Source organism: Mesorhizobium sp. M1A.T.Ca.IN.004.03.1.1 (assembly GCF_003997555.1).
Taxonomy (GTDB): domain Bacteria; phylum Pseudomonadota; class Alphaproteobacteria; order Rhizobiales; family Rhizobiaceae; genus Mesorhizobium.
In genome coordinates this window covers 27,753-47,706 of record NZ_RZTV01000006.1, presented here as the reverse complement: position 1 = coordinate 47,706, position 19,954 = coordinate 27,753, and the positions used below count along the sequence as shown (strand labels likewise).

The window sequence follows — 19,954 nt, the reverse complement described above, 5'->3', positions numbered from 1 at the left end:
GAAATCGGCTGGCGCTACGCGGATTTGTGCCTGCGGTTGACGCTCTCCGGCCGACCGGCAATCGACAGCCGCGTCTCCTGTCGGGTCCGTTCGGCTACCACCTTGCCCTTGGCGATGACACAGAGGCGCTCGGGGCGCAGGCGGACGGCCTCGATCGGATTGCCGGCGTCGAGCACGACAAGGCTCGCCCGCTTGCCGACGGCCAGACCGAGATGATCAAGCCCCATGATGGCGGCGTTGACGCTGGTGACCATGTCGAAGCAGCGCGTCATGTCGGCCGGGCTCGACATCTGCGCGACATGCAGGCCCATGAAGGCCACGTCGAGCATGTCCGCCGTGCCCAGCGAATACCATGGGTCGAGCACGCAGTCCTGGCCCCAGCCGACGCGGATGCCGAGCGCCAGCATCTCCTTCACGCGGGTCAGGCCGCGCCGCTTGGGGAAAGTATCGTGGCGCCCCTGCAGCATGATGTTGATCAGCGGATTGGGGATCGCAGAGACGCCGGCCTCGGCGATCAGCGGCAACAGCTTCGAGACGTAGTAATTGTCCATGGAATGCATCGAGGTGAGGTGCGAGCCCGCCACCCTGCCCTGCAAGCCGAGGCGCTGCGTTTCATAGGCAAGCTGCTCGATGTGGCGCGAAAGCGGGTCGTCTGTCTCGTCGCAATGCATGTCGACCATCAGGCCGCGCTTCGCCGCGATCTCGCAGAGCTCCGTCACCGAGCGCGTGCCATCGGCCATGCTGCGCTCGAAATGCGGGATGCCGCCGACGATGTCGACGCCCATATCCAGCGCCCGGATTGTGTTTTCGCGGGCCGTCGGCGAGCGATAAAACCCGTCCTGCGGAAAGGCGACAAGCTGCAGGTCGAGATAGGGGGCGACCGTTTTCTTCACGTCCAGCAGAGCTTCCACGGCAAGCAGCCGGTCGTCGCAGACATCGACATGGGTGCGGATGGCAAGCAGGCCCATCGACACCGCCCAGTCGCAATAGGCGAGCGCGCGGTCGCGCACCGCCTCATGCGTCAGGAGCGGCTTCAACTCGCCCCAGAGCGCAATGCCTTCGAGCAGCGTGCCCGAAGCGTTGATGCGCGGAATGCCATAGGAGAGCGTGGCGTCCATATGGAAATGCGGATCGACGAAGGGCGGCGAGACGAGATTGCCGCGCGCATCGACCTCGCTCCGAGCTGCGCCTTGCAACTGAGGCTCGATCGCGGCGATGGTTTCGCCAGCGATGCCGATATCGGCGATCCTGCCGTCCGGCAGCGTGCCGCCGCGCACGATGAGGTCGAAATCCATGTCGTCATCCCTTTGGTAGAAATCAGCGTATCGTGATCGGAAAGGCGGCCCGCCGCAGCCGTTTCTTCCCTGCCGGCGTTTCCTCCGGCGCCAACTCGCTCTATAAGCCGCCTCTCGCCCCCGTGGCGAATCCGAAATTTGATAAGCCAGACACAGGATCGGCCGTTTGTTTCGCTTCTTCCGCTCGACGGAGAACCAGCGCCTTGTCGCAAGGCTGGTACGAGAATCTTTCCGGGAGCATAAATTCGGCTATGGCGCGGCCATTGTGTCGATGCTGGTGGTGGCCGCCATGACGGGGGCAAGCGCATGGATCCTGAAGGAGATCACCAACGAATTCGTGGTCTACAAGAGAGCGGATCGCATCAACCTGATCGCGGCCGCGGTCGCCGCTATCTTCGTCCTCAAGGGCCTGGCGACCTTCGTTCAGGCCTATTTCATGAGCCGGGTCGGCAATGCCATCATCGCCGATAGGCAGCGAAAGATCTATGACCGGATCCTGGCGCAAGGCATCGAATTCTACCATTCGACCTCGTCGTCCGACCTGATCACCCGCATGACCAACAACGCCCAAGCCGCGCGCAGCGTGCTCGACCTCGTCGTCACGTCCTATGTGCGCGATCTGGTGACGTTGATCGTGCTGGTCGCAGTGATGGTCTGGGAGCAGCCGGCGCTGTCGCTGATCTGCTTCGTCGTCGGACCGGTGGCGATCTACGGCGTCAACAGCATTCTCAAGCGCGTGCGCCAGATCGCCAAGATGGAATTCCGCTCGCTCGGCCAGATCGTGCATGTGATGCAGGAAACGGCAATCGGCGTGCGCGTCGTCAAATCCTTCAATCTCGAAGGCGCGATGCGCAAGCGCATGTACAAGGCCGTGTCGGACGTCCAGAACCGCGCCAACAACATCGCGACGCTCGAGGCAGCCACCAGCCCGGTGATGGAAACGCTTGCCGGTCTGGCGATTGCCGGCGCAGTCTTCATCAGCGGCTTCCTGGTGCTGCAGGGCGGCCAGATGCCGGGCAACATCATGGCCTTTATCGGGGCGCTGCTGCTCGCTTATGAGCCGGCAAAGCGGCTGGCGCGCGTGCGCATCTCGCTGGAGACCGGCATCGTCGGCGTACGCATGATGTTCCAGCTTGCCGACCGGCCGCTGACGCTGGCCGAAAAGCCCGGCGCCAAGCCGCTGCAGCCGGGCCCGGGCGAAATCCGCTTCGACAATGTCAGCTTCGCCTATCCCGAGAGCCCGCCGGTTTTCGAACAGCTCAACCTGACCCTGGCGGCCGGCAAGATGACGGCGCTGGTCGGACCTTCCGGCGGCGGCAAGTCAACGATCCTCAACCTGATCATGCGCATGTACGACCCGCAAAGCGGCAAGGTCATGTTCGACGGCCAGGACATCTCCTTCGCCACGCTCGATTCACTCAGGCAGAAGATTGCCTATGTCAGCCAGGACACGTTCCTGTTCGCCGGCACCATCATGCACAATATACGTCTCGGGCGTCAGGACGCGACCGACGAGGAGGTGATCGCCGCGGCCAAGGCCGCCAACGCGCATCACTTCATCAGCGCCATGGTCAAGGGCTACGAGACGGAGGTGGGCGAGAACGGCTCGTTGCTGTCCGGCGGCCAGCGCCAGCGCATCTCGATCGCGCGCGCCATGCTGCGCAATGCCGAGATCCTGCTGCTCGACGAGGCGACCAGCGCGCTGGACGCCGAGTCGGAAGCGCTGTTCCGCGACGCGCTGCAGCAACTCACGGTCGGACGCACGACCATCGTCATCGCGCATCGGCTGTCAACGGTGCATCAGGCCGACACGATCGTGGTGCTGGAAAACGGCAAGGTGCTGGAAAGCGGCCCGCACAAGTCCCTGCTCAAACAGGGCGGACTCTATCAGAAGCTTTATGAATATCAGCTGATGCCGTGACGCCGGCGCTTACCCTCCCCGTTATGGGGAGGGTCGCTGCGCAGCAGCGGGGTGGAGGTGCGGCGCCGACCGACCCGGACCTTCGGTCCGACCTCCCCACAGAGGGGCCCACAAGGGGGAGGTAGGGGGGCGCTGCCCGACTTATTCCGGCACTTTCCTGACAGCACCTTTGTCGGCGCTGGTGGCGAAGGCGGCGTAGGCGCGCAGCGCCGTCGTCACCTTGCGCTTGCGCTTTTCCTCAGGCTTCCAGGCATCCGCGCCCTTGGCCGCCATAGCCTTGCGGCGGGCGTCGAGCTCGGCTTCGCTGACGGCGAGATGGATCTTGCGGTTCGGGATGTCGATCTCGATCGTGTCGCCTTCCTGAACCAGGCCGATCAGCCCGCCCTCGGCGGCTTCCGGCGAGACGTGGCCGATCGACAGACCCGACGTGCCGCCGGAGAAGCGGCCGTCGGTGATCAGCGCGCAGGCCTTGCCGAGGCCCTTCGACTTAAGATAGCTGGTCGGGTAGAGCATCTCCTGCATGCCGGGGCCGCCGCGCGGCCCCTCATAGCGGATGACGACGATGTCGCCCGCCTTGATCTCGTTGCCGAGGATCGCCTTGACGGAAGCGTCCTGGCTTTCGAAGACGCGGGCCGGACCGGTGAATTTCAGGATCGACTCGTCGACGCCGGCCGTCTTCACGATGCAGCCGTCGAGCGCCAGATTGCCCTTCAACACGGCGAGGCCGCCATCCTTCGAGAACGGCGTCTTGGCCGAGCGAATGACGCCCGTCTCGCGGTTCGTGTCGAGATCCTCCCAGCGGCGATCCTGGCTGAAGGCGACCTGCGTCGGCACGCCGCCGGGCGCGGCGCGGAAGAACTCGCGCACATTCTCTGCGGAAGTGCGGGCGATGTCCCAATGGTCGAGCGCTTCGCCCAGCGTTGCGGTGTGGACTGTCGGCAGATCGCGGTTGATCAGCCCGGCCTGGTCGAGCTGGCCAAGGATCGCCATGATGCCGCCGGCGCGGTGAACATCCTCCATGTGCACGTCGGACTTGGCCGGCGCCACCTTGCAAAGCACCGGCACTTGGCGCGACAGCCGGTCGATATCCTCCATGGTGAAGTCGACCTCGGCCTCATGCGCGGCAGCCAGGATGTGCAGCACCGTGTTGGTCGAGCCGCCCATGGCGATGTCGAGGGCCATGGCATTCTCGAAGGCTCCCTTGGAGGCGATGCTGCGCGGCAGCGCGCTGTCGTCCTCCTGTTCGTAATAGCGCTGCGCAAGATCGACGATCAGATGGCCTGCCTCGACGAACAGCCGCTTGCGATCGGCATGGGTGGCCAAAGTCGAGCCGTTGCCGGGCAGCGAGAGACCCAACGCTTCGGTCAGGCAGTTCATCGAGTTCGCCGTGAACATGCCCGAGCAGGAGCCGCAGGTCGGGCAGGCCGAGCGCTCGATCACCTTGACGTCCTCATCTGAAATTCGGTCGTCGGCCGCGGCCACCATGGCGTCGACGAGGTCGAGCGCCTGCGCCTTGCCGCCCAGCACCACCTTGCCGGCTTCCATCGGGCCGCCGGAGACGAAAACGGTCGGGATGTTGAGGCGCAGCGAGGCCATCAGCATGCCGGGCGTTATCTTGTCGCAGTTGGAGATGCAGACCATGGCGTCGGCGCAGTGCGCATTGACCATGTATTCGACGGAATCGGCGATCAGCTCGCGCGACGGCAACGAATAGAGCATGCCGTCGTGACCCATGGCGATGCCGTCGTCGACGGCGATGGTGTTGAACTCCTTGGCGACGCCGCCGGCCTTCTCGATCTCGCGCGCGACGAGCTGGCCGAGATCCTTCAGGTGCACATGGCCCGGGACGAACTGGGTGAAGGAATTGACCACCGCAATGATCGGCTTGCCGAAATCACTGTCCTTCATGCCGGTGGCACGCCACAGGCCACGGGCGCCTGCCATGTTGCGGCCATGGGTGGTGGTGCGGGAACGGTAGGCGGGCATCGGTATTCCTTGCTGGCTGGCGGCGCTCAAACGTGGCGCGGCGGCGCTGTATTTCAGTCGGCAGCGGTTATAGCGGCCAAGGTTCGGCCTTGCCACAATTTTGCGCTGCGCCACGATTCTTCAGGAAATTTGAAAAATGCTGTCGGATCGCGCCGCGCCGAGCCGTCCTTGAGGCAGACGGTACGAAAGCCGCGCCAAATCGCCGGCGCGCCGTTGATGATGAGCCAACCTGAACAAGTCGGAGGAGCAAGATATGCAGAAGATCACCACCTTCCTTTGGTTCGACGGCCAGGCCGAGGAGGCCATGAACCACTATGTCGCCATCTTCAAGAATTCGAAGGTGCTTAGCGTCACGCGCTGGCCCAAGGGCCATCCCCAGGAAGGCCAGGTTCTGGTCGCCTCGTTCGAGCTCGACGGGGTGCAGTTCCAAGCCCTCAACGGGGGGCCGCAATACAAGTTCACCGAGGCGATGTCGCTGTCGATCGACTGCAAAACGCAGGAAGAAGTCGATTATTTCTGGGCCAGACTCACCGAAGGCGGCGGCGAACCGGGACGCTGCAGCTGGCTGAAGGACAAGTTCGGCGTTTCCTGGCAGGTCGTGCCGGAGCAACTGCCGCGCCTGCTTCAGGACCCCGACAGAGCGAAGGCCGGGCGCGTGATGTCGGCGATGATGCAGATGGGCAAGATCGACATCGCCACGATCGAGAAAGCGGCGAAGGGGTGATTACGCGTGAATAGTGAATGGTAAATGGTGAGGGTGCCCGACTACTATTCACTATTCACTATTCACCACAATCACGCCGCCTTGTCGCGGACCTGATAGTCCTTGACCGCGGCGAAGCGGATCGCTTTCCAGCGCTCGGCCTCGTAGTTGAGCGAGAAGGCGTGCTGGGCGAGGAAGACCGGATCGTTGTCGAGGTCGCGGGCGATGTCGCCGCGATGCGCCTCGATAAAGCGCTGGACATCCGCCCTGTCGTCGGCCGAGATCCAGCGGCAGACGGAGAAGCGCGACATCTCGAAATCCACCGGCAGCGTGTATTCGATGTTAAGCCGCTCCTTCAGCACATCGAGCTGCAGCGCGCCGACAACGCCGACGATGGCCGGCGAGCCGTCCTCAGGCGAGAACAGCTGCACGACGCCCTCCTCGGCCATCTGATGCAGCGCTTCCTTCAGCTTCTTGGCTTTCATCGCATCGCCGAGGCGGACACGGCGCAGGATTTCCGGCGCGAAGTTCGGCACGCCGCGGAACAGGATCTCCTCGCCCTCGGTCAGCGTGTCGCCGATGCGCAGCGTGCCGTGATTGGGTATGCCGACGACGTCGCCGGCGAAGGCCTCGTCGGCGGTGACGCGGGTGCGGGCGAAGAAGAATTGCGGCGCCGAGAGGCTCATCGGTTTGCCGGTGCGCACCAGCTTGGCCTTCATGCCACGCTCCAGCTTGCCGGAGCAGACGCGGACGAACGCGATGCGGTCGCGATGGTTGGGGTCCATGTTGGCCTGGATCTTGAAGACGAAGGAGGTCATCTTCCCCTCCGTCGCCTCGACCGTGCGTTCATCGGCTGCCTGGGCCCGCGGCGGCGGCCCGTAGGCGCCGAGCGCCTCGATCAGGTCGCGCACTCCATAATTGCGCAGCGCCGAGCCGAAATAGACCGGCGTCAGATGGCCTTCGCGGAAGGCGTCGATGTCGAGCGGTCTGCACGCTTCCCGAGCGAGCTCCAGTTCCTCGATGAAGTCGTTGCGCTCGTTTTCCGGCAAAAGCCCGGCGACGCGGTTGGAATCCGGGCCGTTTACGGGCGTGCGCTCCTTCTCGTCATCGCTCCGGCGCACCGCGTTCTGCGCCAGGTGATAGGTGCCCGAAAAGGTCTTGCCGCGGCCGATCGGCCAGGTAACCGGTGCTGTGTCCAGCGCCAGCTTCTGCTCGATCTCGTCGAGGATTTCGAACGGATCGCGGCTCTCGCGGTCCATCTTGTTGACAAAGGTGATGATCGGGATGTCGCGCAGCCGGCAGACCTCGAACAGTTTCAGCGTGCGCGGCTCGATGCCCTTGGCGGCGTCGATGACCATGACGGCCGAATCCACCGCAGAGAGCGTGCGGTAGGTGTCGTCGGCGAAATCCTCATGGCCGGGCGTGTCGAGCAGGTTGAAGACGTTGTCGTCATATTCGAAGGTCATCACCGAGGTGACGACCGAGATGCCGCGCTCGCGCTCGATCTTCATCCAGTCGGACCGGGTCTGGATGCGATCTTTCTTGGCCTTGACCTCGCCGGCAAGCTGGATGGCACCGCCGAACAGAAGCAGCTTTTCGGTGAGCGTGGTCTTGCCGGCATCGGGGTGGGCGATGATCGCGAAAGTGCGGCGGCGCGATACCGCCTGTTCGATGTCTTCTGCCAATTTTTGGAATCCTGTCTGTGGCGCGGGCTTCTAGCAGCGCATTTTGGGCGTGTCGACAGTTTCGGGCAGACTGGCACCGCCGAACAGCGTAGTCGATGTGGCCTGACAGGAACCTTAGGCCGTTCAGGTTCGCTCGCGATGACGGTCCTGGCGGCCCAACCGGGTAGCTAAACGTATCTCCGCCCCCTCGATGCCGATGTCGCGCAGCAGATAGTCCGGCAATTCGTCCAGCGTGGCCCGACCCCTGCGATTTCGCAGGATGCGCGCAAGCACGCCTCCGCCGGAACGGCAGATTTCGAAGATCGCAACGAGGAACCGTCCGAGCGCGGAGTGGTTGGCCGCAAGCTCCTGTCCAAGGATGGTCATAGTTTATCCTCCTCTGTTGGAATGATGAAATCGGGAGGGCCAGACTGGCCCTCCCGAAGGTTTGGCCGACAGAAGATCAGGATCGATCGTGCTCGCAACTCGCCTGCAAGGCACTTCACGATCGATCTCTCCATCAGGCGCCAACGTATGCCGTCGTCGGATCGAACAGGCGCTTCACCTGCGTGATCTTGGTGGCCGGGAAGCCGCTCATCTTGGCGTGGCGCTGAATGATCGCCTCGTCCTTGGCGAGGTAGACGCAGAAGGTCTTGTCATCCGCGACGAAGGATTCGACCCACTGAATGTCCGGGCCGAGCTCGGCGAGAACGGCATTCGAGGCCTTGGAGGCGTCGCGAAGTTGCTCGCGCTCGAAGGTGCCGACCTTGGGAATTTCACGTTCGATGATGTATTTCTGCATTTCGCAATCTCCTTGATCTTAGGTTCAAATGCCTCCCGACGCTCGAAAAGATTCGGTGCCGGTGACATTCCCGGGGCCGCTGAGCTAAACTGCAGCTTGGCTCGCCGGGCAGACGGAGAATTGCGCAAGAGGCGGCCGACAGTCCTTACGCCGTCCTTATCTTCTTCCGATCCTTTGCCTACTGCCGTTACAGGATTGCTGCCGATGGGAACTTATTGCTTCGGCGACTTCGATCTTAACGAGGACGCTCGCGCCCTCCGTCTCGCCGGAAGCGAGATCGAGGTGCAGCCCCTGGTCTTCGATTTCCTCGCCATCCTGCTGCGGCACCGGGACCGGGCCATGAGCAAAGACGAATTGCTTGAAACGCTATGGCCGGGCGTGACGGTGACGGAAGCTTCGTTGCAGCGCGTGGCTAGCCTTGCCCGCGGCGTTCTTCGCCAGGGCGGCATGGAAACGGCGCTGCGCAACCTGCCCCGCTTCGGCTACCGGATTTGCCTCGACCTGCCGCCCATTTCGGCGAACGGGCCGGCCGGCGCGGGCGGCAAGCTTTCGAGCCCCGGTTCACCGGTTCTGTCGGCACGCGAAGCTGTTGCTGTCAGAAAATGGCACGAGGCCGCAGCCTGCTTCACCGAAGCGGACGCCGCTGGCGAGCTGCTGACGGCTGATCTCGAGGAATGGGCACTTGCGCTGGAGTGCATGGGGCGCCCGGCTGAAGCCATCCCGCTTCTGGCGCGCGCGGTGACTGCCTACGGCGTGGCCGGCGAGCGCTTGCGAGCGGCGTCCCCGGCAATCGGCCTGGCCAGGGTTCATCTGGAGAGAGGGGAACTTGCCGTCGCCAAGGGCTGGCACAAGCGGGCGGCGCAGCTGATCGATGGCGCAACCGACAGCAGGGAGCACGGCCTGTGGTGCTGGATGGGAGCGCGCATCATGGGCGCGGAAGCCGAGCCGGAGCAGGCGCTTGCGCTTGCCGAACAGGCTTTCGCGGTTGGCAGGGATCTCGAAGATCCGGTCGTGGAGTCGCTCGGGCTGATCTATCGCGGCTTTTTCAAGCTCTGCCTCGGTGAAACCAAATCCGGCCAGGAGGACCAGGATTTCGCCGCCGCGCTCGGCCTCTCCAGCGACGTGGACCCGGTCGTCGGCGGCATTCTCTACTGCAACATACTTTGGGCCTGCCGGAATTTTGGCGACTGGGCGAGGGCCAACCAATGGACCCTCGGCTATGAGGACTGGTGCAGGGGACATGGGCTTGAGGATCTGTCGGGCTCCTGCCGGCTGCATCGCGCCGAAGTGCTCGGCGTTCACGGCACGCTGAAGGAGGCTGAGGCGCTGGTACGCGCCGCGCTCGACCAGCTCGCCGTCGACGCCCCCTGGGCGACGGGCGATGCGCTGCGTGTCTTGGGTGACATTCATCTGGCTGCCGGAGATCTCACGGAGGCGGAAACAGCCTATCGGGCGTCCCATGCCGCCGGCTGGGATCCGCAGCCCGGCCTGGCGCTGCTGCAGCTGGAGCAAGGCCAGGCCGAGGCCGCCTTCAGCGCTCTCGAGCGCTCCCTGGTCGGAAACGGCTGGCCGACGCTGCAGCGGCGAGGCATGGTCCTTGCCACTCTCGCCAAGGTGGCGGCGCGCACCAATCGTCTCGAGCGCGCAAAAGAAGTTATCACCGAGCTGGAGAGCCAGCCGCAGCGCTGGCCGATGGCCTCCATCCGGGCGCTGTCCGCCGAGGCCAAGGCTGAACTTTTCATACGGGAAGACCGCCCCACCGAGGCTGTTCGGGAGCTGCAGACCGCATGCTCGCGCTGGAGCGAGGTCGGCTCGCCGGTCAATGTCGCCGATGCCAGGCTTGCGCTCGCGGCGCTGCTCATCCAGCTCGGCGATCGTTCCGGCGCGGAGCTGGAGCTCGGCACAGCGTTGGCGTTAGCGAAGAAGGTCGACTCTTCACGGCTCACGCGGCGCTGCGAAGAGTTGACGGGCCTGCTTGCCGGGACGCAGAAGATAGCGGTGGGGAGCGCGTAGCCGCTTCTCGCTTGAGGTCTGGCCGGCGCGATGGCATGACGGGGAAATCTCCTCTGAAGGTCATGACATGAGCAGCGCGAAACAAATCATCGTCATCGGCGCCGGCATCGTCGGCGCTTCCATCGCCTGGCACCTGGCGCAGGCCGGCGCGCGGGTGACGGTCGTCTCGACAAGCGGCGCCGGCGGCGTCGCGACGCCCAATTCCTTCGCCTGGATCAACGCAAGCTGGGGCAATCCGGAGACCTATTTCCGGCTGCGCATCCGGGCCATGGCCGAATGGAAACGCTTGGCGAATGATCTGCCGGGCCTGCCGCTTGCCTGGTGCGGCGGCCTGTGCTGGGACCTGCCGGCGGACAAGCTCAAAGCCTATGCGGCCGAGCATGCGTCCTGGGGCTACGGCATCGAGCCGGTCGGCCGCAAGCAGGCGGCGCGGATCGAGCCCAACCTGACCGAGCTTCCCGATTTCGCGCTTCATGTCGCCGAGGAAGGCGTGGCCGAGCCGGTGGCGACCGCAACGGCGCTGCTGGCGGACGCCGAACGGCGCGGCGCGCGGCTTATTACTGGGACTGTCGATACACTGACTGTATCCGGCGGCAGCCTGAGCGGCGTCGTCGTTGCGGGTGAAACCATCGCCGCCGACGAGGTGGTGATCGCCGCCGGCGCCGGCGCTCCGGCGATCGCCGCGACGGCAGGCGTCCAGTTGCCGATCAAGACGCCGCCCGGTCTGATCGTGCATTCGCGACCCTATAGGAAGCTCCTCAACGGCCTGGTGCTGGCCGAGAGGCTGCATATGCGGCAGACGGCCGATGGCCGGATCATCGCCGGCTCGGATTTTGGCGGCGGCGATCCGGGCGAGAACCCGGAGGCAACCGCGCTTGAGCTTTTCGAAGCGGTGAAAGCGATGCTGCGCGGCGCCGACGGGCTGGAGTACGATTTCCACACAGTCGGCTATCGTCCCACTCCGACCGATGGTTTCCCAATTGTCAGCCGCGCCGACGGCGTAGGCGGCCTCTATGTCGCCGTCACCCATTCCGGCATCACGCTGGCACCCGCCATCGGCCTGTTTGCGGCCCGCGAAATCCTCGATGGCGAGCGCGATCCATTGCTCGCGCCTTATGCGCTGTCGCGCTTCGCTCAGTAGCCCGGCGGCCGGCGAAACCCGTCGGTCAGCGGCGCGATCGCCGCAGCGACGCCGAGCAGTCTCGCCTCCGACCAGCGCTTGCCGACCAGTTGCAGGCCGATGGGCAACCCGTTGCTGTCCTGCCCGCCTGGTATCGCCAGCGCCGGATGGCCGGAATAATTGAAGACCGCGCCATAGGCCGGCAGCATCCAATAGCTCTCGTCCTTGCCGTCGACCTTCAGCGCGCTGCCTGGCTTGCAGTGCGGAAAGGCCGTTGTCATGGCGACCGGGCAAAGCAAGGCATCACAGCTTTCGAAGAACCGCTCCCAAGCAAGAATCGACCGGTCGCGGCGAGCGAGCGCCGCGAACCAGCGCGACACCGGCGCAGGCTGTTCCGGCGGTTCCGGTTGCGCTGCCTCCAGCATCATGCCGATCAACTTGCCGCCCTCGGTGAGATCATCATGCAGGTCGAGCTTCGGCAGTTTGGCTTCCTCGACGTGCGCGCCGGCGGAAGCCAGCCTAGCAGCCAATCTCTCGACCGCGGCGCGCCGATCTCGGCGGCCACCGGAAAGCTGCGGAAGGTGCCGGCGAAGGCGATGCGCAGCGATTTCAGCTCGAGCGTCGGTATCGCATCAACCGGCACCGGCGCCAGATCGGTATCGCCGCCGTCCGGACCGGCAATGATCCGGCAAATCAGCGCCAGGTCCTCCAGATTGCGAGCAATCGGCCCGACACAGGACATCAAGCGGACGCTGCGCGGAATGCCGCCCGGGTCGGGAAAAGCGCCGGCCAGCGAGACGCGATGCTCGGTCGGCTTCAGGCCGTAGACGCCGCAAAAGGCGGCGGGCAAGCGGATGGAACTCTGCATGTCGGTGCCGACCTCGAAGGGCGTCATGCCCGCAGCAACCGCAGCGGCAGCGCCGCCGCTGGAGCCGCCCGCTGTGCGCGACGGATCCCATGGGTTGCCGGTGCGGCCGAACAGCGGATTGTCAGACTGCCAGTCGCCCAGCATGGTGGCGACATTGGTTTTGCCGACCAGCACGCCGCCGGCTCTCTTTAGCCTGGCAACCACAGGGCTGTCCTGCTTGGGAACGTTGTCGGCAAATGGCGGGAAGCCGACCGTCGTCTTCATGCCAGCGGTCTCGTGCGCATCCTTCAGCGTGAACGGCACGCCGTGCAGCGGGCCGAGCGCGGCGCTGCGGGCCAGTGCCGCATCGGCTTCTCGGGCACGCTGAAGCGCGCCTTCCCGATCGAGGAGGACGACGGCGTTCAGAGCTTCGTTATGCCGGTCGATCTGCGCCAGATGCGCGTCCAGCGCCTCCACGGCCGAGATTCTCCGGCGGGCAATTGCTGCCGCGAGTTCGGTAGTCGAGGAAAATCCGATGTCCATGATGCTGCACTCCGGCTGCTTGCCGCGCTGCGCCTTGAACATGGCGGATGAGAGCGCGGCTTCAAGCCGAACTCAGCATTGTTAGGACAGCGGTGCTTAATCGAAATTGCGCCCACCTGTGGTCAGGGCGGCGCTGTCCCGCGACCTTCGCTACGTTTGGAGCTAGACGGCCAACGCGAACTTAGCAACGGTCGGCGCGAACGGCCGGATGTTTGTGCCGTCCCTTGTCATGGTGACAAAGCTCGACGGCGGGATCGCCTGCCATTCGCCGCCGTCGCGGTCGAACGGTTCGGAGACGATGCAGCGGCCGGCGCGGCTCGCGAATGCGCCGGTATAGAGCGTTGGCGCCTGGCCGTCGGTGGCGTAGCGCACGGCGTAGAGCGCCTCGCCATCGGAAAATGCCGCTGTCAGCTTCAGGGAGGGTTCGAGACCGGCGCGGCGCGAAGCCTCGAGAACGCGGCTGGTGGCGCGGGCTACCGCGCCTTGCGGGTCGGCGGACAGGCCTTCGTCGAGCATCAGCAGGAAGAAGAGTTCGGAATCAGTCGTCCCTTCGCGCTGGTCGAAGACAGCATCCGACAGCGAATTCTCAAGCGCGCGGCGGATCTTCTCGAAGCCGCCGATCTGGCCGTTGTGCATGAACGACCAGCGGCCGGAGACGAAGGGATGGCAGTTCATGCGGCTGGTCGCGCCGCCGGTGGAGGCGCGCACATGAGCGAGGAACAGGCCTGATTTGATCTGCCGGCAGAGGCTTTTCAGATTGGGGTCCGACCAGGCCGGCAGGATGTCGCGGTAAAGGCCGGGCTCGGGACGGTCGCCATACCAGGCGAGGCCAAAACCGTCGCCATTGGTCGGCGACTTGGCCTCCTGGGCGCAGTGGCTCTGGGCAATCAGCGAGTGGCAGGGCGAGGTGACGATGTCTTCGAGGAAGACCGCTTCACCGAGATAGGCCGCCCACCGGCACATCGCATTCCACCATTTATCAGGCGCGATCCATCAGAGCCTGAGGCTCCTTCACCGCGTGTGAGCCTCTGTTGTTCGTGCGCTCATAGAGCTCACGGACGATTCGGCTGGCAGTAGTCTCGAACAGAAATGGCAAGAAAGCGTGAACGAGGGCGGCGCCCGCGGCCATCGACAGGCGAGAGCAGAACCAGGCGGCGAAGGCCATATGGCCGAAATAGGTCTCGCCAACCTTGGCCGGGTGAGACGTAAAGAGCGCCGAAAACCGCGTCGTCATGGTGATCCCTCCTGCTGGGATGAGCCCCGATATTGAGTATCCTGCCACGAGACGAAGGTTCATCGATCCCAAATTGTCCTTGTGTCTAGCCCTATTTTGGGACATTCATCCCAAGAATGGCGTTTGATATCGACGAAACCGATCGGAGATTGCTGGCCGAGCTGCAGCGCGACGGCACGCTTTCCGTCGACCAGTTGTCGGAGCGCGTGGCCTTGTCCCGCAACGCCTGCTGGCGGCGCGTGAAGCGGCTGGAAGAGGAGGGCGTCATTACCGGGCGCGTGGCGCTGGTCGATGCCGACAAGCTTGGACTCGGCCTCTCTGTTTTCATCCTGATCCGGACGTCGAACCATGACCCGGACTGGCTGCAAAAATTCCGGGCGGCGGTGTCGGGCTTTGCCGAGATCACCGGCGTCTACCGTATGTCGGGCGACCTCGACTATGTGCTGAGAGCCCGCGTCGCCGACGTGAAAGCCTATGACAGGCTCTATCAGCGGCTGATCGCCAAGGTGCCGCTGTCGGACGTCTCCGCTTCCTTCGTCATGGAGGAGATCAAGGAGACGACCGTCGTTCCGGTGGAGTTGCGCTGACGCGGAACCGCATTGAAAGAAAGGCGTTGATAGCGTCGCGGCCGGGTTGACCGAATCGGCAGCCGCGCCGATAGGAATGGGCTCATGCGCACGGCTGTCTATCCTTCCTCCGTCATCGGCCCCACCGTCGGTTTCGTCAGGCTTCCGCATGGCGAGGGCTTGCCGCTGCCGACCTATGAAAGCGCGGGCGCGGCCGGGATGGACCTGCGAGCCGCGGTGCCGGAAGACCGGCCGCTGCTTATCCTGCCCGGAAAACGCGCGCTGGTGCCGACCGGGCTGATCGTGGAAATCCCGGAAGGCATGGAAGGCCAGGTGCGGCCGCGCTCCGGCCTCGCCTTCAAACATGGGCTGACCGTGCTCAACACGCCCGGCACCATCGACAGCGATTACCGCGGCGAGGTGAAAGTGCTGCTCGTCAATCTTGGCGATGAGGACTTCGCGGTGACGCGCGGCATGCGGATCGCGCAGATCGTGTTTGCGGCAGTCACGCAGGTGGCCAGCGAAGAACGGGCGCTCGCCGGCGGCACGGCGCGCGGCGCCGGCGGTTTCGGATCGACCGGCACCGCCTAGATGCACGTCCCAAAACTGGTCATCTTCGATTGCGACGGGGTTCTGGTCGACACCGAGAACCTTGCCAATCGGCGCCTCGCCGACTGGCTTTGTGAAGCGGGCTTTCAAATCACATATTGCCGCAAGACCTTCTCGGGCCGCAGCATGGCCTCGGTGGAAAGAGATCGAAGAGGCGACCGAGGCCCGGCTCGGCGCCGACTTCGTCGAACGCTGGAACGCCGGCCTGCCGGATCTATTCGCGCATGGCGTCGAGGCGATCCCTCACGTGCGCGATTTCATCGAAAAGGTGCGCGCCGCCGGTATTGCCTATTGCGTCGCCTCGTCGGCGCGGGTTTCGAAGATGCATATCACGCTCGGGCAGACCGGCTTGTTGCCGCTGTTCGAGCACGCCATGTTTTCCTCGACCATGGTCGGGCGCGGCAAGCCGTTCCCGGACCTTTTCCTGCATGCGGCAAAGACGATGGGCTTCGCGCCGGCCGACTGCATCGTCATCGAGGACAGCGTCGCCGGCACCCAGGCCGGCATTGCCGCCGGCATGCGCGTGTTTTCCTATCACGCCGATCCATTCTCGGACCGCGACGGGCTGGCGGAAGCCGGCGGCGTCCTGTTCGACGACATGCGCGACCTCGCAGGACTGGTGCCGATCCTTTGATCGGACACTGGAGCGGTTCCGCTTTCGTCGAATTGCCGACCCGCTCCAGCTACTTGTTTTTACGCAATTCCGGACGGAAAACTGTTTCACATTCTTCCTGGAATTGCTCCGGGCTGTTCGGCGAAATCTTCCGTGCTAGCGTGCAGCCGTCAAACAGCCGGCGGCTCCCACCCCATGAAATTCACCCTGCTTCGCCTCGCCCTCGCTCTTGTGCTTCTGTCATGGCTTTGGGGCCCGGCGAGCGCGGAGAATGTCAGCTTTCCGGACTTTGCCAGCGCCATCCCGGGCCACAAGGACGTCACCTATCTCGACCTCGCCAGGATGGTCATCCCCGATCTGGCGTTGAACGCCGACGGCTTCTACCGCGGCGGCTTGCCGATCGAAATGCGCCACGTCGCCGGTCCGGACAGCGGTGGCTCGCCGCCTGAAACGTCAAGCCTGCCCAATGCTGCGGTGCTTGCCATCAAGGCCGGCGGCAAGGACCGGCTGACCATGCTGTTCGATCTCGGCGACTCTCCCGACAGCGCCGAGGGCTATGCGGTGCTGGCGCTCTACGATCTGACCGGCGGCAAGCCGGCGCTGCTCGACGCGGTCAATGTCGCCGTCGATCGCAGCACCTATTTTCGCGAACCGAACAAACTGTCGGTCGGCGCCGGTGACGATATCCTCATCACCATGAGCACGCATTTCAATTCCAGCCAGGGCTATGTGATCACGCCGCTGATCATGGTGCGCAACGACAAGTTCGAACTGATCGACATGATCTACACGTTCGATGAAAGGCTATGCACCTACAGCCGCAAGCAGGACATCGCTTTTAAGGCCGTTGCCGACGGCCGGCCGCATGCAGCCGTCAAGGTGACGGTGACCGACGCCACGATACCAAGCGGCGAAAGCTGCGACGATGAGGCGCCCGAGGCGTCCTCGAAGGACATTTCAGCCATCTATCATTGGGATAAGAAAACGTCGCGCTACGTGGCGGGTTCAGACGCCCTCAAACGGTTGTCAGCAGAGAACGAGAAACGCTTCTAAGCCGAGCGCATTCGTTTGCCCGAGCGGGGCGACCGCGATAAATTCCCCCCACGACCCATGATTGAGGACCCGCCATGGACAAGGCCAAGATTTTTCGCGATCTGCACGCCTCGACCTTCGTCATGCCCAATCCCTGGGATGTCGGCACAACCAAGCTTCTGGCTTCCTTCGGCTTCAAGGCGCTGGCCACGACCAGCGCCGGCTTCGCCTTCTCGCGCGGCCTGCCCGACGGCGCGGTGACGTTCGAGGCCATGATCCACCATTGCCGCGAAGTGACGGCGGCAACCGACCTGCCGGTTTCGGCCGATCTCGAGCGCGGCAAGGGCGACAGCGCCGAGCAGGCCGCAGAAACCATCTTCGCGGCGGAAGCCGCGGGCCTTGCCGGCTGCTCGATCGAGGACCATACGGGCGATCTAGAGTATCCAATCTACGAGTTCTCGCATGCAGTCGAACGCGTCGCCGCGGCCGCCGAGGCGGCGCGCGCCTTGAAGCACGATTTCGTCTTCACCGCGCGGGCCGAGAATTTCCTTTGGGGCAAGACCGATCTCGACGACACGATCAAGCGTCTGCAGGCTTTCGAGAAAGCCGGCGCCGACGTGCTCTACGCGCCGGGCCTGAGCGACATCGACACCGTGCGGACGGTCTGCTCCGCGGTCAGCAAGCCGGTCAATGTCATGGCGCGGCCCGGCTTCACCGTGGCCGACCTTGCCGCGGCCGGGGTCAAACGCGTCTCGCTCGGGCCATGGCTGACGAATTTCGCCTTTGGCATGCTGGAAACCGCTGCGCGGGAAATCCAGCAGGACGGCACCTTCGGCTTCACCCGTTCGGCGATGCCGTTCGGCAAGCTGCAGGCGCTGTTCCGCGGGGGCGGTACCGAGCAGGATTAGAGCGTTCAGCGTTTCACGGAAACACCGAACCGCTCTATCCCCTTGTTGCGCATTTCCGGACGAAAAACCGCTACGCGCTTTTGCGCTGGACCGGGTCCCGCGCCGAAACCGCCTTGTGCAGATGCACCATCATGGCGGCGGCAAAGAGCGGCGTCAAAAGGTTGAGCAGCGGCACGGCAAGGAAGACCGCGATCAGCAGTCCGGCCAGGAATACCGTGCCCGCATACTTCCGGCGCAGCGCCTTGGCTTCGGCCTCGGGGCGGAAGCGCATGGCGGCGAACTCGAAGAATTCGCGGCCCAGCAGATAGCCGTTGACGATGAAGAAGGCGGCGAGGTTGATGCCCGGCACGAGGAGCAGCAGCAGGGCGACGATGTTGCCGAGGATCACGACGCCAAAGAACTTTATCGCCAGCGCCAGCGACTGCAGCAACGGCACGGCGCGGCCGGGCGGATCGCCGGGATAGTCGGTGCGCTCGACCACCTCGGCGATATCGTCGAGGAACAACCCGGCGACGATTGCCGTCACGGGTGCCACGAGCAGCGCCATGCCCATTGCCAACAGGATGCCGGCGATGATGCCGCTCAGCCATCCTGCCCAGGACGGCAGGCCGGGCACAAATGTCTGCAGCCACGGCCATGCCAGCCATTCGAGCAGGCTCTCGATGCCGAACCACAGCGCCACCAAGGCGAGCAGCGTCAGGCCCAGCGTCTTCAGGAAGACGGAGCGGAATTCAGGTGAGAACAGCCGGCTGGCGGCAGCGCGCGCGGCATCGAGGATCACGGCAGGTCCAAGCCCTTACAGAGGAGCGACGATCCCGAGATAGGCCGGCTTGCTAAGCGGCGCAACTAAAGCGCGTCGCGTCGACGCGCCTTAGGTTTGTCTCGATGCATGTCGTCCTCCCAAAACCGCCATGCACTTTTGGGCGACATGCATTATTGCGCAAGCCTGGCCAGTCTGGCCGGGATGGTCATGGCCGCGACGCCAACGACGACGAAGCCCATGCCGAACCAGGCGCTCGGCCCGAGGCTTTCGCCCAGAAAGACGGCGCCGATGCCGACGCCGATCGGCACGCGCAGATAGGCCTGCGAGGTGGTGCCGACAGAGCCCAGCGTGTGGATGAGCCGGAAGAAGATCGAAAAGGCGAGCGCGGTGGAGAAGACCGAAAGCCCGAAGAGCGCCAGAATCGACGCCGTCGACGGCGTCAACGTCCAGGGCCGGTCGAAGACGAGGCTCAAGGGAATCAGGATCACGGCGCCGCAGATCATCGAGCCGGCGGCCGGCACCATCGGGTCGAGCCCTCTGAAATTGCGGCCGAAAATGGCGGCGCCGCATAGCAGACGGTGGCGGCGACGACCGCAAGCTGCGCCCAGAGCTGATGGCCGATGCCGCCCAGCGCCTCGGTGCCGACGATGAGGCAAATGCCGGCGATGCCGGCGCCGACGCCGACCAGCTTGCGCAATGTCACCGGCTCGTGGCGGGTGATCAGCGCCGTCAGCAGAAAGGTGAAGATCGGCGACGTCGCGTTGAGGATCGTGACAAGGCCGGCGTCGATCGAACGTTCGGCGGCGGCGATCAGCGTGAACGGGATGACGCTGTTGAGGCAGGCCTGGAACATGAAGCGGCGCCACATGACCACCTCCCGCGGCATGACAAGGCCGCGCCAGCGGATGAGGCCAAGCAGAATGCCGCCGGCGATCAGCGTGCGCCCGGCGATGAAGGTCACCGGCGGGATCGTCTCGACGCCGATCTTGATGAAGGTGTAGGAGGCACCCCACAACACCGCCAGCAGGCCAAGCAGCGCCAGCTCGGTCGTCATCTCGGTCTTATCGGACATGGGATTTCGCGCCTTCAGCCTGTTTCGACGGTCCGTTCTAGCTCACACCGCGGCTTAGATGTTTCGATGACGCTCCAACCATAGCCGCCGTCGCCTCTAACGATATGGTCCAGTTCGGCGCGACGGCTGCCGCAGCAACCGGCCGGAAGTCGGCGAAGCGGAAACCTGTGCCGATTTTCGGGGTAGGCAAAGCGGCTGCGAGCCGCTAGACCCGCGCGCGGCCGGCGTGGCAGAAAGCCGGACAGTCGTTGGCGGAGACATTG

At 64.5% G+C, this 19,954-nt stretch carries 18 protein-coding genes and 2 pseudogenes; 9 read left to right on the top strand and 11 right to left on the bottom strand.

The genetic code is table 11. The annotated features are described in order from the left end of the window. Positions 1 to 14: 14 nt before the first annotated feature. Positions 15 to 1,295 carry an amidohydrolase family protein gene (locus EOD29_RS20010; RefSeq protein ID WP_127247565.1) on the bottom strand — a complete coding sequence of 427 codons (1,281 nt, stop codon included), beginning with the start codon at positions 1,293 to 1,295 and terminating at the stop codon, positions 15 to 17. 166 nt (positions 1,296 to 1,461) lie between these two features. Between EOD29_RS20010 and EOD29_RS20005 the strand changes: the two genes are divergently transcribed. Further along, positions 1,462 to 3,216, top strand: coding sequence for an ABC transporter ATP-binding protein (locus tag EOD29_RS20005; protein ID WP_127247564.1), 1,755 nt, complete (start codon positions 1,462 to 1,464; stop codon positions 3,214 to 3,216). Positions 3,217 to 3,357: 141 nt separating this feature from the next. Here EOD29_RS20005 and ilvD read toward each other — a convergent pair whose 3' ends face one another. Further along, on the bottom strand, positions 3,358 to 5,202 hold the full coding sequence (ilvD, locus tag EOD29_RS20000; protein WP_127247563.1) for a dihydroxy-acid dehydratase: 1,845 nt from the start codon (positions 5,200 to 5,202) through the stop codon (positions 3,358 to 3,360). Positions 5,203 to 5,455: 253 nt separating this feature from the next. Between ilvD and EOD29_RS19995 the strand changes: the two genes are divergently transcribed. After that, positions 5,456 to 5,926, top strand: a complete 471-nt coding sequence (locus EOD29_RS19995; protein WP_127247562.1) for a VOC family protein — start codon at positions 5,456 to 5,458, stop codon at positions 5,924 to 5,926. 71 nt (positions 5,927 to 5,997) lie between these two features. On the opposite strand, the gene EOD29_RS19990 is transcribed toward EOD29_RS19995, so the two are convergent. The 3 genes from EOD29_RS19990 to EOD29_RS19980 all read right to left on the bottom strand — a co-directional run bounded on the left by EOD29_RS19990 (position 5,998) and on the right by EOD29_RS19980 (position 8,371). Continuing rightward, positions 5,998 to 7,590 (bottom strand): peptide chain release factor 3, encoded by a 1,593-nt coding sequence (locus EOD29_RS19990; protein WP_095780207.1) that lies wholly within the window; start codon positions 7,588 to 7,590, stop codon positions 5,998 to 6,000. Positions 7,591 to 7,713: 123 nt separating this feature from the next. Further along, positions 7,714 to 7,956, bottom strand: a complete 243-nt coding sequence (locus EOD29_RS19985; protein ID WP_095824295.1) for a DUF1127 domain-containing protein — start codon at positions 7,954 to 7,956, stop codon at positions 7,714 to 7,716. Between the two features lie 133 nt (positions 7,957 to 8,089). After that, positions 8,090 to 8,371, bottom strand: coding sequence for a DUF4242 domain-containing protein (locus tag EOD29_RS19980; RefSeq protein ID WP_127247561.1), 282 nt, complete (start codon positions 8,369 to 8,371; stop codon positions 8,090 to 8,092). 204 nt (positions 8,372 to 8,575) lie between these two features. Here EOD29_RS19980 and EOD29_RS19975 point away from each other — a divergent pair, with 204 nt between their 5' ends. Both EOD29_RS19975 and EOD29_RS19970 read left to right on the top strand, forming a co-directional pair. After that, positions 8,576 to 10,384, top strand: a complete 1,809-nt coding sequence (locus EOD29_RS19975) for a winged helix-turn-helix domain-containing protein (protein ID WP_127247560.1) — start codon at positions 8,576 to 8,578, stop codon at positions 10,382 to 10,384. 67 nt (positions 10,385 to 10,451) lie between these two features. Continuing rightward, the gene (locus EOD29_RS19970) at positions 10,452 to 11,525 is read left to right on the top strand and encodes an FAD-binding oxidoreductase (RefSeq protein WP_127247559.1); all 1,074 of its coding nucleotides are present in this window, start codon (positions 10,452 to 10,454) and stop codon (positions 11,523 to 11,525) included. Here the strand turns inward: EOD29_RS19970 and EOD29_RS37175 are convergent. The 4 genes from EOD29_RS37175 to EOD29_RS19955 all read right to left on the bottom strand — a co-directional run bounded on the left by EOD29_RS37175 (position 11,519) and on the right by EOD29_RS19955 (position 14,128). After that, positions 11,519 to 11,932: an amidase family protein gene (locus EOD29_RS37175; protein WP_245475379.1), complete on the bottom strand. Its 414-nt coding sequence runs from the start codon at positions 11,930 to 11,932 to the stop codon at positions 11,519 to 11,521. The genes EOD29_RS19970 and EOD29_RS37175 overlap by 7 nt on opposite strands. A gap of 5 nt (positions 11,933 to 11,937) precedes the next feature. Next, positions 11,938 to 12,894: an amidase family protein gene (locus tag EOD29_RS19965; RefSeq protein ID WP_245475372.1), complete on the bottom strand. Its 957-nt coding sequence runs from the start codon at positions 12,892 to 12,894 to the stop codon at positions 11,938 to 11,940. 162 nt (positions 12,895 to 13,056) lie between these two features. After that, the gene (locus tag EOD29_RS19960; protein ID WP_127247558.1) at positions 13,057 to 13,857 is read right to left on the bottom strand and encodes a class II glutamine amidotransferase; all 801 of its coding nucleotides are present in this window, start codon (positions 13,855 to 13,857) and stop codon (positions 13,057 to 13,059) included. A 16-nt stretch (positions 13,858 to 13,873) separates the two neighbouring features. After that, positions 13,874 to 14,128, bottom strand: a complete 255-nt coding sequence (locus EOD29_RS19955; RefSeq protein WP_067003741.1) for a DUF6356 family protein — start codon at positions 14,126 to 14,128, stop codon at positions 13,874 to 13,876. Positions 14,129 to 14,244: 116 nt separating this feature from the next. Here EOD29_RS19955 and EOD29_RS19950 point away from each other — a divergent pair, with 116 nt between their 5' ends. The 5 genes and pseudogenes from EOD29_RS19950 to EOD29_RS19930 all read left to right on the top strand — a co-directional run bounded on the left by EOD29_RS19950 (position 14,245) and on the right by EOD29_RS19930 (position 17,856). Then, positions 14,245 to 14,715: an Lrp/AsnC family transcriptional regulator gene (locus EOD29_RS19950; protein WP_127247557.1), complete on the top strand. Its 471-nt coding sequence runs from the start codon at positions 14,245 to 14,247 to the stop codon at positions 14,713 to 14,715. Positions 14,716 to 14,799: 84 nt separating this feature from the next. Next, positions 14,800 to 15,285, top strand: a complete 486-nt coding sequence (gene dut, locus EOD29_RS19945; protein WP_067324332.1) for a dUTP diphosphatase — start codon at positions 14,800 to 14,802, stop codon at positions 15,283 to 15,285. Continuing rightward, positions 15,286 to 15,937: pseudogene (locus tag EOD29_RS19940) on the top strand (HAD family phosphatase). A gap of 174 nt (positions 15,938 to 16,111) precedes the next feature. Beyond that, positions 16,112 to 16,969: a hypothetical protein gene (locus tag EOD29_RS19935; RefSeq protein WP_127247556.1), complete on the top strand. Its 858-nt coding sequence runs from the start codon at positions 16,112 to 16,114 to the stop codon at positions 16,967 to 16,969. A gap of 74 nt (positions 16,970 to 17,043) precedes the next feature. Continuing rightward, positions 17,044 to 17,856, top strand: coding sequence for an oxaloacetate decarboxylase (locus EOD29_RS19930; protein WP_127247555.1), 813 nt, complete (start codon positions 17,044 to 17,046; stop codon positions 17,854 to 17,856). Between the two features lie 70 nt (positions 17,857 to 17,926). On the opposite strand, the gene EOD29_RS19925 is transcribed toward EOD29_RS19930, so the two are convergent. Both EOD29_RS19925 and EOD29_RS19920 read right to left on the bottom strand, forming a co-directional pair. Then, entirely contained in the window at positions 17,927 to 18,637 is a 711-nt protein-coding gene (locus EOD29_RS19925) for a sulfate transporter family protein (protein WP_127247554.1), read from the bottom strand. Positions 18,638 to 18,789: 152 nt separating this feature from the next. Next, a pseudogene (locus EOD29_RS19920) lies at positions 18,790 to 19,691 on the bottom strand (EamA family transporter). Between the last annotated feature and the right edge of the window lie 263 nt (positions 19,692 to 19,954).